This is a genomic window from Haloarcula sp. H-hyl2, assembly GCF_056934385.1.
In genome coordinates, this window is the sequence record NZ_JBRIIJ010000006.1 from 1 (window position 1) to 10,938 (window position 10,938).

Sequence of the window (10,938 nt, forward strand, 5' to 3'; positions counted from 1 at the left end):
ATCGAGGATTGGTAATAAGTCGGGTTTGAATGGTCTCGATGGCCTGGAAGTACATCGAGAACCCAATCAATGTTCCGACCGTTATGATCGTCCCTACCACGACGAGCGATAGCACGATCGCCACTCCCTGTGACGATCCCAACAACGCGGCGATGACGATAGTGTCGAAGAACGTACCAATATTTGCACCGAGAACGTACGGAACGACCTCGCGTCGTTTGATGTAGTTTCGATTGTAGAGGGGCACTACCACCCCAAGCGAGAACGCGACACTGGTCGTTACCCCGGTGACGAGGATGCCGAGTCCAAATGAGGTCCACTTGTGCTGAAACCGGCGAAAGAAGCGCTTGCGAAGCCATTCAGTGTTGGTCCGTTTGAGGACCCGATCGAAGAGTGTGAGGCTACCAAACAGCAAGACGAGGGCTATGACAAGTCCCAGACCCACACCAGCAGTATCAACAACTGCTCTCGTCGCTGGCTCGAAGACCGCAAGGGGCTGAAACGGGACTCCGATTCGATCGCTGACGCCTTCGAATCCTGTCTGGAGGCCTGGCAACAGGAGATAGCCGACACCTGTCGCCGGGAGATAGATCGAATGTGACACGAGGAAGGTCAGTATTCCCAATCGGGTCGACTCACTGAACGAATATCGTCGTTTCTGGACGTAATCCAGCATCCCAATCAGGAGGACGATAGCAGCGCCCCCGAGGCGTGACCCGGCAAGCATCAGAAACAACTGTGGGGCCGTGATGATCTCGGTCTTGAACAACGAAACGGACAGGGCTGCCACCACCGATCCGTTGGTGAGGACGTACGCAGCGAGCCAGCTTGCACCCAGTGCTTGCCCACTTCCAGCTACGTACTGCCTGAAGAACCGTTCGAGCGGGGTGGCCGCAGCCGCTGTGGCCGCACCCAGCAACTGGACCGCGAACAGGAACAGTAGCAGGGAGACAACTGCGCCAAGCACTACTGGACCGGATTCACGCCCTTGTGTCAGTATCCCATCGCCGTTTGAATCCACAGTGTCAGTCTCTATAGCCTCGTGGGAGGCGCACAAAAGTTACGCTGCGACGTCTATTCAGCACACTTGAGTCAGCTGTTCGCTCCCGATTCAGACACGTCGAGGGCAACCGATTGTGGCGTCATCGACGCCGGTGTCGAGTTCGTGATCACGCTTCAGCAGGCCGAACACGCGGTTTCGAGGTTCACACCCCTGGGAGCCAGGATGGGTTGTATAAACCGTATATCGTGATACAGATTAGTCGGCGGTGTTGATCGGTACTCCAAGAGTCAGATGACGCCAAATCCTTCGTTTTCCATCAGCTCTGCAACTTTCTCGGGGTGCTCATATGCAGCAAGCAGCGCGAACTCCCGAGCGTCGGTTTTCGAAACCTCACTCACATCAAGCGCATTGGCCAGTTCTGACCGGAAGTGTCCCTCCTGGTCTGCCACGCTATCCCGCACATGAATTTCTAGTCGAATGTCCCGCTCATCACCGACGTTGCTTCGCCTGACGAAATATGGATACTCACTCTCCTCGCTCTCAGAATTACCCGCTGAATCTGGTTCTTCGGAGCCGGTCTTTTCCGGAGAGTGTACTTGTTCTGGAGCCGGATCGCCCACTTGCGTCTCACCTTCGTCCACGACATCCTCGGAGTTGTCCGTGTCTTTCTCGTCACTCCCTGCACCGAAATCCAGATTTCCTGAGCCGGATTTGAAGTTGTTCATGGGGTTGCCTCCGTCTGTTTGTTGTCCGGTAGCTCGATGCGCCTATTGTCGTGACCCTGGATTTCGAGGTCCAAGACCGAGTCCACGTCAGCATCGAACGTTTCTGTGGCGACGAAATGGGCCAATTCGAATAACTTCTCTAGCGTCTCGACTTCCCTATCTCGGATACGGCGTTGGGCGGGTTCACTGACCATCTCACCGTCCTGCTTGAACGTCTTCCAGCGCTCTTCGACGACCCTGAACGCGGATCCACGGGCCTCCCACATCGCGTCCATGAGACTCTCTCGATTGCCAATGGTGACAGGTGTTGCAAATGCTTCCGTGTCGTTGAACTGTTGTTGGTATTGCTGGTGTGCGTTGGTCTGGCCGACACCGGATGGAACGACACAGGAGAGACCGATTTCGATATCCAACTGTGTCTCCATGTTCCCGACAAGTTCTTCGAGCCCATCGAGGCTCAGATTCCCCTTCCCAGCGGGTTTGACTGGTGCAATCAACGTCCGTAACGCGAATATCGCGTTATAGAGCAGGTCCTCGGCCCGTGCGTTCGGATCGACCAGTATCGCGTCGTATTGTTCATTGAGGGCTTGCTCGTTCCAGAGCAAATCATACAGGAGTTCGAATCGGGGATACTCGTCCCGGTTCATGTTTTTCATCCCCGTCTCGTAGGAGATTTTCTGCTCCAGGTTGGAGGTGAAGTCTCCGAGCATATCGTGACTCGGGATGATATCTACACCCTCGTCCGTCGTCTCGATCAGGTCGTCGAATTCGCCATCAGGCATATCGAGGATATGCTTGACGAGATTGTCCGCGTCGGGATCGCTCCGATTTGTTCCGACATCGAACAGACTCGTCAGGTTCCCTTCTTGGGGATCCAGATCGATTACCAGCGTCCGCGCTCCCATTCGTTCCAACGCTACCGCGAGGTTGGCCGTCATCGTCGTCTTGTACGTCCCGCCTGACTCCGAGTAGATTACGGCCGTTATCATACGGTTCGTGTATTGATGGTAGTATACATAAATCTGTGTCAGACGTTACAGACAGACATCTGTAACAGATTGCTGCCGCTCAAATTCGGGTGTAGGCCTGTGATGGTGTGATTCTGGTCCAACAACAGGGATTCATTACAGACATCCATTACAGATAGTGGGCACAACAATCTGTAACAGATTTCACTCCGGAAAGCATGCCATAGATGTTGGTGGTTGAAGATCTCGCGATCACAGCCACTGTAACCCTTCACGATCAATCAAGGCAGATGTTTGTAACAACTGTCAGATACAGTTTTCTGTAACAGATGTCTGTTACAGATAACAGTGTGGTACCCCCAGTGGGGCTAACGGATCTACTATCTTCTATTACAGATATCTGTTACAGACTGTAGTCACTGATGTCCGATACAGATTCCAACAGACACGATCGTCGTGGCGCGGTGCCACCTGTGAATTTATCAAAGCCAACATATAAATAAGTGGTATGGTTCGAGGAGCCAAACGGTTTCAAACCGGACTCGGATGGAGTGACGATGACCCGATTTGAAAGCACGTTCCAACTGTTGATAGCGGTCCTCGTTGGCGTCGGATTCGCCGTGGGGGGTGGCTACCTGTGGTTCTCCCAGACCGAGGACATCGATCACTACGAACCGGTAGACGCGACCGTCGTCTCCTCCGAAGTCGGATACCCCTCCGGCCAGGGCGGCGGGCAAACAGCCCAAATCACCTACGAGTACACCGTCGACGGACGGACCTACGAGAGTTCGAACGTCTTCCCGGGTCCTGGGGAGGCGCCCGCGGATGACCCGCAGGGACTCGTCGAGGACCACCCAGAGGGATCGACGGTGACGGCCTACTACGATCCGGCGAACCCCTCCAGAGCGTTCCTGGTGCAAAAGCGGAACGTGTTCTTCCCGGTCGCGATGATCGGGGTGGGTCTACTCACCCTATTCGTGTCCGGCAGGGCCATCGTCGATCGGTTCACCGGGTGATTCCAGTAGATCGGTGAGGAAGGTTCGAACCGTCGGACCGCCCTCGACCGGGTCGACCGCGGTGTAATCGACAGCCAGTTCGAGATCGACCTGGGGATAGAGACCACCTTTCGCCGCCGACGTTGGTCCGACCAGTCGGGGTCCGAAAGCCGATGGAACTGGTCTCGACGCGCGAGACCATCCTCGGGGCGGAGTCTGGACGACTGCCAACTGGCCCCTCGAGGAAGTGAAACGCAACAAGACGAGTGAGACGCGTCTGGTGAAAGCACTCACGCGTCGAGACACCGTTTGAACCGGTCTTTCCCCCGACCCTCGTCGGCACCGGCGGCCTCGAGGTGGCTGTCGGTCTCTCGGGTACCACAACGACTCCCCCGTACCCCTCAGTGGTCCTCGTCGATGACCCACTGCTGGTGCATCGCTAACCACGTGGCTCGCGTGCTGTCCGATCCCGAGGACCACTGGACCGGCGACAGGAGGGCATTCGGGTTGGCCACACTCTCGTTCGCGACGTCTGTGACCACTTTTGGCGCACGGTTGTTACGTTGGTATTCCAGTCGGCCGTTTGCGGGAGGCAACGAGCTATCCGATCGTTCGTGTTCGGCCAAGCGCTGAAACACGCAGACTGCGCCGTCCTGATGCGCTCACCTCCAGAAACCGCGTAGAGAGGGTTTGTGCTAACTGGACTCTCTCCAGCACTCATACGCCGTCGGTCGACGTCTCTCTTTTCCGCGGACCTCGTCGGACTCCCACCAGTAGTTGAGACTGGGTCACTCAATGCATATGATCCCAATTATCCACGCCCACCAATCAAGTTTAGTTGTACTACATCAATTCAATTGGGTAAGTTTTATGTGACAGTCCTCACCACCAGATATTGCGGTCGAAATTGAGAATCCCCACATCTGGGGGTTAAGACCCTGGAGGGTTAAGTAGTGACAACTATGAACTGCCCGGACTGCGGGAACGAGCGGACTCGCGTCATCGATACAGGGACCAGTGCCGACGGAACCTCCGTCCGACGGCGCCGCGAATGTCAACGCTGTTCGTTCCGCTTTACGACCTACGAACGTCCGGAGTGGGAGTCCCTCCAAGTGAAAAAACGCGACGGTACCATCGAATCGTTCGACCGACAGAAACTCCGCGCAGGGATCGAGCGAGCCGTTGAGAAGCGAGATGTGGCCGAGACAACAGTGACCGCTCTCGTCGACGATATCGAGAGCGAACTGCAAGATCGAGAGGCACGTATCGTCTCTTCGAGTCTTATCGGCGAACTCGTCTCTGAGAACCTCCGTACGCTCGATAAGGTAGCCTACATTCGATTTGTCTCCGTTTACAAAGCATTCTCTGAGCCACAGGAGTTCCTGAGAGAACTTGACGCAGTCTTGGATGCAGAACTCGATGACTTCGAAGCCTCGAACAGCGCACTATGACACAAACATACGCAGCTCAAACGAATGCTCGGTCAATCCTTGACCGGGCGAGCATGACTCACGTCCAGACGTACAGAGAGCGACGGAAACAGAAACCAACCAACAGAGAACGATTCCTCCGGGGTACGTGCCAATGACTGAAAACAAAACCAAAGGCGGAGATCCGGAGACCGACATCTTCTCCGAACGAACGCAGCTCAAACCGTACGAGTACCCAGACGTCCTCGAGTACAAAGACGCGATACGGAACAGCTACTGGGTTCACACGGAGTTCAACTTCTCAGGAGACGTTCAAGACTTCAAGGTCAACACGACTCCGGCCGAGAAAACCGTCATCAAGCGGACGATGCTGGCCATCGCACAGATAGAGGTCCAGGTCAAGACCTTCTGGGCAGAAATCTACGACGAGATGCCCAAAGCGGAGATCGGGAACGTCGGCATGACCTTTGCGGAGAGCGAGGTCAGACACATGGACGCGTACAGCCACCTCCTCGACATCTTGGGGATCACGGAGGACTTCGAGGAGGTGACTGACGTCCCCGCAATCGAGGAGCGGATCGACTACCTCGACAAGTACCTCGAAAAGAGCGAGAGCGACGACAAACAGGAGTACGTGATGAGTCTCCTGCTGTTCTCCACGTTCATCGAGCACGTCTCGCTGTTCTCGCAGTTCCTCATCATGACGAGCTTCGACAAACACGAAAAGAAATTCAAGGGGATCGCGAACGCCGTCGAAGCGACCAGCAAGGAGGAGCAGATTCACGGACTGTTCGGTGTCGAACTCGTGGAGACGATTCGCGAGGAGAATCCGGAGCTCTTCGACGAGGACTTCGAAGAAGAGCTCCAAGCAGCCTGTCAGCAGGCGTTCGAGGCAGAGATGAAGATACTGGACTGGATCTTCAGTGAGGGCGAACTGGAGTTCCTTCCCCGGGCGCACGTCGACGCGTTCCTGCGGGACCGGTTCAACCAGAGCCTCGAGAACGTCGGTGTCGAGACGATCTTCGAGCCGGACGATGACCTGCTCGAGGAGACACGGTGGTTCGATGAAGACATCATGATGACGAAAGATAACGACTTCTTCAGCAAGCGGTCGACCACGTACAACAAGCACGCACAGAGCGTTACCGCCGAGGACATGTTCTAACGATGGCACAAACAGAACCAGCACTCGACGAGGTACAACAGCAGCACAAGGAACCGTTCTACTGGCTGAACGAGGACAGTAGGGGTTTCCTCAGCGAGGGGTACCTGCTTGAGGGCGTCACAGCCGAGGAAAGGGTCAGGGAGGTCGCAGAGCGGGCTGAAGAACTCTTGGACGACGACGGCTTCGCGGACAAGTTCTACGACTACATGAGTCGGGGGTTCTACAGCCTCGCGAGTCCGGTGTGGTCGAACTTCGGTCTGGACCGAGGCCTGCCCATCAGCTGCTTCGGTAGCTACATGGAGGACAACATGGAGAGCATCCTCTACACGCAGGCTGAAGTGGGCGAGATGACCAAGCTGGGCGGCGGGACCAGCGGGTACTTCGGCGAGATCCGACCCCGGGGCAGCCCGATCACGAACAACGGCAAGAGCAACGGGAGTTACAGCTTCACCGAGCTGTTCGACACGATCATCAACGTCGTCAGCCAGGGCGAGACGCGGCGCGGCCAGTTCGCGGGATACATCGACGTCGAACACGACGACCTGGACGAGTGGCTCAACATCAAGACCGAGGGCGACCCCGTACAGGACATCTACTACGGCGTCATCATCGGTGACGATTGGTTCCGGGCGATGGTCGACGGCGACGAGGAGAAGCGAGAGACGTGGGCAGAGATCATAGAGACGCGGATTAACATCGGTGTCCCGTATATCATCTTCCGGGACAACATGAACGACGGGAAGCCACAGGTCTACAAGGACAGGGGCTACGAGATCAACGGCTCCAACTTGTGTACCGAGATCGCGCTGCCAGCCACGCCAGACGAGAGTTTCGTCTGTTGTCTCTCGTCGATGAACGCGCTCCACTACGACGAGTGGAAGGATACCGACGCAGTAGAGACGCTGACGCGGTTCCTCGACGCCGTCATGGAGGAGTTCATCCAAGAGGCGGAGGGGACGCAGTTCATGGAACGCCCAGTACGGTTTGCGAAACGGCACAGGGCGATCGGCATCGGCGTCCTCGGCTGGCACAGCTACCTCCAGAGCGAGATGATTCCGTTCGACAGCATGGAGGCGATGGAGAAAAACGAGTCAATCTTCCGCACGATCAAGGAGCGAAGTTACGAGGAGAGTCGTCGGCTCGCCGACGAGTTCGGCGAGCCGGAGGTGCTCGAGGGTTACGGTCGCCGGAACGCGACGACGATGAGCGTGGCCCCGACGAAATCCAGCAGTGTCATCCTGGGGCAGGTCAGTCCGAGCATCGAACCACTAAAATCGAACTACTTCGTCCGCGACGGTGCGAAGCTGAAGTCGACGCAGAAGAACCGGTTCCTTGAGGCGATACTGAAAGAGCGAGGCAGAGACGAGCGCGAGGTCTGGGACAGCATCGCACAGAACGACGGGAGCGTGCAACACCTCGACTGCCTGACCGACGAAGAGAAGGAGGTGTTCAAGACCTTCGCCGAGATCCCACAGATGGCGATCATCAACCAGGCAGCCCAGCGGCAGAAACACATCGATCAGGCACAGAGCCTGAACGTCTCGATCGATCCGAGCGAAGTGAGCGTCAAGGAGATCAACCAACTCTACATCGAGGCTTGGAAGAAAGGGGTGAAGAGTCTCTACTACCAACATAGCGTGAACGCTGCACAGAAGTTCAGCCGAGACATCCTCGAATGCAAGGCCTGTGAGAGTTGATCTCCCATCGGCCGGTATGATAGAGTGGTCCATGTAAACTACGCCACTCTACCCCTCGGCGTATGAGTGCCTTGGTCCTTGACGGCTTCGGCGTGGATTTCATCAAACAGTTTTGGTCGGAGAATCCCAGGGTGTGGATCGACGAGTTCGGCGACGAGGTAGTCGACCTGATCACCGAAGCGGTCGAGTTAGAGAAAATTACACCTACGAGGCGTGTCCTGACGAAATACTTGACATGGGTACCGAGCAGTTCGCCGAGTACGTCGAACACATCGCCGACCGGCGCCTTGGACAACTCGACTTACCGGAACAGTACGGGAATGACAATCCGTTCCCGTGGATATCCGAGTAAGTCAACCTGAACAAGGAAGAGAATCCCTTCGAGACGCAGGTGACCGAATACCAGATCGGGGGTAGCCTCGACTGGTGCATTCGACCGTGTTCCACATAGCAACGTGGTCCCCTAGCTGTCCTCGAAGCATAGCTGTATCTCCTGACTGAGGAGACCTTACAGCGTCTTTCGGACGGATTATTCTCGACTAATGCCATCGACAGAGCAATCGCGACGGGACGTCTTTCGAACCATTGCACAGTTACAGCACGTCGAGTGGCCTGTATACGGGTCGACACCGCTGTACGACCGCAGTTCGGTATCTGCTCTCCAATCAGACATTCGAACCGTCGCCAGAGTCTGGTTCGAACACGATATCCACGACTCGATTGGAGAGTTCGTTTCTCAGTACCCGCTGGAATACGTTGATTTCGGGTCGCATGACGAGTATTCTGGCTCCACGCGGTACCAGATGCCGCAGTTGGTGCGGTTGTTCTTGCTCAAAGAGATCCACGGTTGGGACCACGAAACGGTACTCTTGAGGTTCCTTCGACAGCGACCGGAACTCCGTTGCGAACTCGGTTTCGAGCGTATGCCGGATCAATCGACTCTATGGCGCAGTTGGCATCAGCGATTCACGACCGAACTCCGCGAGACAGTCGAAACGGCAGCTCGAACGATCCTGATCAAGGCCCAGGATGCGGGTCTCATAGTTCCACGAGAACCAGAGCTAACGCTCAGCTATCGAACCGATGATGAAGGCGACTCAGCACCGGACAGTCAGACCGTTCAGAAGCGGGCTCGGAAAATCACCAACCACGTCAGTCGCATCGTCTTCCCTGCATTCTCACTGAATCGTGGTGAGGGATGTGAGATTCACGAGAACGCGTACTGGGGGTTACAGACCTACCTCGGACTTCGAGAGAACCTCGCTGTGAACGAGGGCGCTCGGAGCTTCATCCACGAATCAACGCGTGATCGCACACCACTCGGGCATGCCCATCGCGACCACATTCGCGGTCTTTCGATACCAGCGGTTCGGGAGATGTACCGAGAGGCCGTCGGTCGGCTCCTGGAAGAGGTTGCAGAGACTGAGGAGTTCTTTCGAGCTGGAATCGTCGCGATCGACATCACCGAAGCCGATCCGTTCACGGGCGACCGAACGGGCCACGAAGACGAGATCATCGGGACGAAAGAGCAGACCGACGAGTACGCCTATCAGTGGGCGACGGTCCAGTTGGTCGGGAACGCCGTCCCAATCGTGCTGGACGCGCGCCCGGTACGGAAAGGAGAGTCACGAAAGGAAATCGTCGAGGACCTGCTGGATTCGGCTGAGGACCTCGTTCATGTCGATAACGTCCTGATGGACCGGGAGTTCGATAGCCAACACGTTCTGGAGATGCTCAGCCAGCGCGGGCTTTCCTACGTCGTTCCGAAACGGATGCAGACCAGCGAGAAAGCGCAGGCGAAGCGATTGCTCCACCGTGATCAAGATCGATATGAGACTGACCGGAAGCTCCACCTCGGGAAGAACGAGTGGCACGAGACGACGCTAATCTACCGACGGAAAGAGGACTCTGAACACGAGGACCACCGGCAATACTCGGTGTTCATGACGAATCGGGGGAGCGGGCACCTCACTGAGTACGGTTACCGGTGGGAGATTGAGAGCGGCTACAAGAGCATCAAGCGGTTCATGGCCGCAACAACCTCGAAGCATTTCGGACTCCGGTTTTTCTACTTCGCGTTCGCCTGTCTGCTGTACTCAATCTGGCGAGCGGTTGATTTGCTCGTCCAGGTCGCATTGACCGGCGAGTACGAGCATTCACCGATCGTGACGGCCGACAATACGCTCACGCTGCTAAAGAAGGAGACCGGAATCGGGTAGATAGCCGCTCAGTCTGGGCTAACGCCGATTCTCTGAGTGGCAACGCTGTCGGCACTCCCAGAAATCCACTGGTATAGTTGAAAGTATGATATGAGGTGTCGCTTGAGAGGCGATCCGAAGCAGTTTCTTTTCGCGGACTCAGTTGAAACCACGCATCACAGGATCGCTATCCCCGGTGTAGTCTCAACTTCCCCTCCCACCAGTAGTTGAGACTGCCTCTCTCAATGCATGAGTGCTGGCGCGAGTCAGCCACGGTCCACTCAGTCTTTGTAGATCTCGTCGATCGTGGTGACGAATTCCTCGACATATTGTGACCCGACGAGAACCGAGCGCCCATCCGCCCGCTGGATCCAGACGCCTTGATTCCCACTAACGTTGTAGGCGATCTTCCCCGGTGCCCAGCGAATTCCCCACCCACCAAAATCACGAAGTGGCCTGTACGTTCTCGACTCGTACCGTTCGATGTCCGACCACGCGATCCGACGGAACGACCGGTGGATGGGCCACATCCTGAGGTCGATCCCGTCGGCTCTGACCTCCGTCTCGAGGCGAAGACTGTACAACAACGCGGCGACTGCGCCGACGATGACGAGTCCGGGCCACGTGACGGGCCCGAACACGAGCATGAGCAGCGCCATCCCACTGAGAAGGACCCAGAGCCATCGCTGGCGAAACTGCTGTACTTCACGGTAGACGGGCGTTGAGGGCACGCTTTGCGTTTCGAATGAGGCGCTTC

At 56.4% G+C, this 10,938-nt stretch carries 10 protein-coding genes and 1 pseudogene; 6 read left to right on the forward strand and 5 right to left on the reverse strand.

Translation table 11 applies throughout. The annotated features are described in order from the left end of the window. The 3 genes from Hhyl2_RS20860 to Hhyl2_RS20870 form a co-directional block, all read right to left on the reverse strand. Positions 1–967, reverse strand: a 967-nt coding sequence (locus tag Hhyl2_RS20860) for a sodium:phosphate symporter (protein WP_483552716.1), incomplete at its 3' end; no start/stop codon positions are given. A 323-nt stretch (positions 968–1,290) separates the two neighbouring features. Then, complete coding sequence (locus Hhyl2_RS20865; protein ID WP_483552717.1) at positions 1,291–1,728, reverse strand: DUF7970 domain-containing protein; 438 nt, start codon at positions 1,726–1,728, stop codon at positions 1,291–1,293. Continuing rightward, positions 1,725–2,717 (reverse strand): ParA family protein, encoded by a 993-nt coding sequence (locus Hhyl2_RS20870; RefSeq protein ID WP_483552718.1) that lies wholly within the window; start codon positions 2,715–2,717, stop codon positions 1,725–1,727. Before Hhyl2_RS20870 ends, Hhyl2_RS20865 begins: the two co-directional genes overlap by 4 nt. Before the next feature lie 536 nt (positions 2,718–3,253). On the opposite strand from Hhyl2_RS20870, the gene Hhyl2_RS20875 reads away from it, so the two are divergent. Beyond that, positions 3,254–3,712, forward strand: coding sequence for a DUF3592 domain-containing protein (locus Hhyl2_RS20875; RefSeq protein WP_483552719.1), 459 nt, complete (start codon positions 3,254–3,256; stop codon positions 3,710–3,712). A gap of 380 nt (positions 3,713–4,092) precedes the next feature. Here the strand turns inward: Hhyl2_RS20875 and Hhyl2_RS20880 are convergent, their stop codons facing one another. Then, the gene (locus tag Hhyl2_RS20880) at positions 4,093–4,233 is read right to left on the reverse strand and encodes a hypothetical protein (protein ID WP_483552720.1); all 141 of its coding nucleotides are present in this window, start codon (positions 4,231–4,233) and stop codon (positions 4,093–4,095) included. A gap of 420 nt (positions 4,234–4,653) precedes the next feature. Between Hhyl2_RS20880 and nrdR the strand changes: the two genes are divergently transcribed. From nrdR to Hhyl2_RS20905, 5 genes and pseudogenes are all read left to right on the forward strand, one after another. Then, positions 4,654–5,142: a transcriptional regulator NrdR gene (gene nrdR / locus Hhyl2_RS20885; protein ID WP_074879646.1), complete on the forward strand. Its 489-nt coding sequence runs from the start codon at positions 4,654–4,656 to the stop codon at positions 5,140–5,142. A 133-nt stretch (positions 5,143–5,275) separates the two neighbouring features. After that, a complete protein-coding gene (locus Hhyl2_RS20890; RefSeq protein ID WP_483552721.1) occupies positions 5,276–6,286 on the forward strand; it encodes a ribonucleotide-diphosphate reductase subunit beta in 1,011 nt (336 codons plus the stop codon). A gap of 2 nt (positions 6,287–6,288) precedes the next feature. After that, positions 6,289–7,983 carry a ribonucleoside-diphosphate reductase subunit alpha gene (locus Hhyl2_RS20895; protein WP_483552722.1) on the forward strand — a complete coding sequence of 565 codons (1,695 nt, stop codon included), beginning with the start codon at positions 6,289–6,291 and terminating at the stop codon, positions 7,981–7,983. 83 nt (positions 7,984–8,066) lie between these two features. After that, positions 8,067–8,434: pseudogene (locus Hhyl2_RS20900) on the forward strand (ribonucleotide-diphosphate reductase subunit beta); the annotation flags it as partial. Positions 8,435–8,525: 91 nt separating this feature from the next. After that, positions 8,526–10,202, forward strand: coding sequence for a transposase (locus Hhyl2_RS20905; protein ID WP_483552723.1), 1,677 nt, complete (start codon positions 8,526–8,528; stop codon positions 10,200–10,202). 260 nt (positions 10,203–10,462) lie between these two features. Here the strand turns inward: Hhyl2_RS20905 and Hhyl2_RS20910 are convergent, their stop codons facing one another. Beyond that, on the reverse strand, positions 10,463–10,912 hold the full coding sequence (locus Hhyl2_RS20910) for a DUF6141 family protein (RefSeq protein ID WP_483552724.1): 450 nt from the start codon (positions 10,910–10,912) through the stop codon (positions 10,463–10,465). Positions 10,913–10,938: the final 26 nt, after the last annotated feature.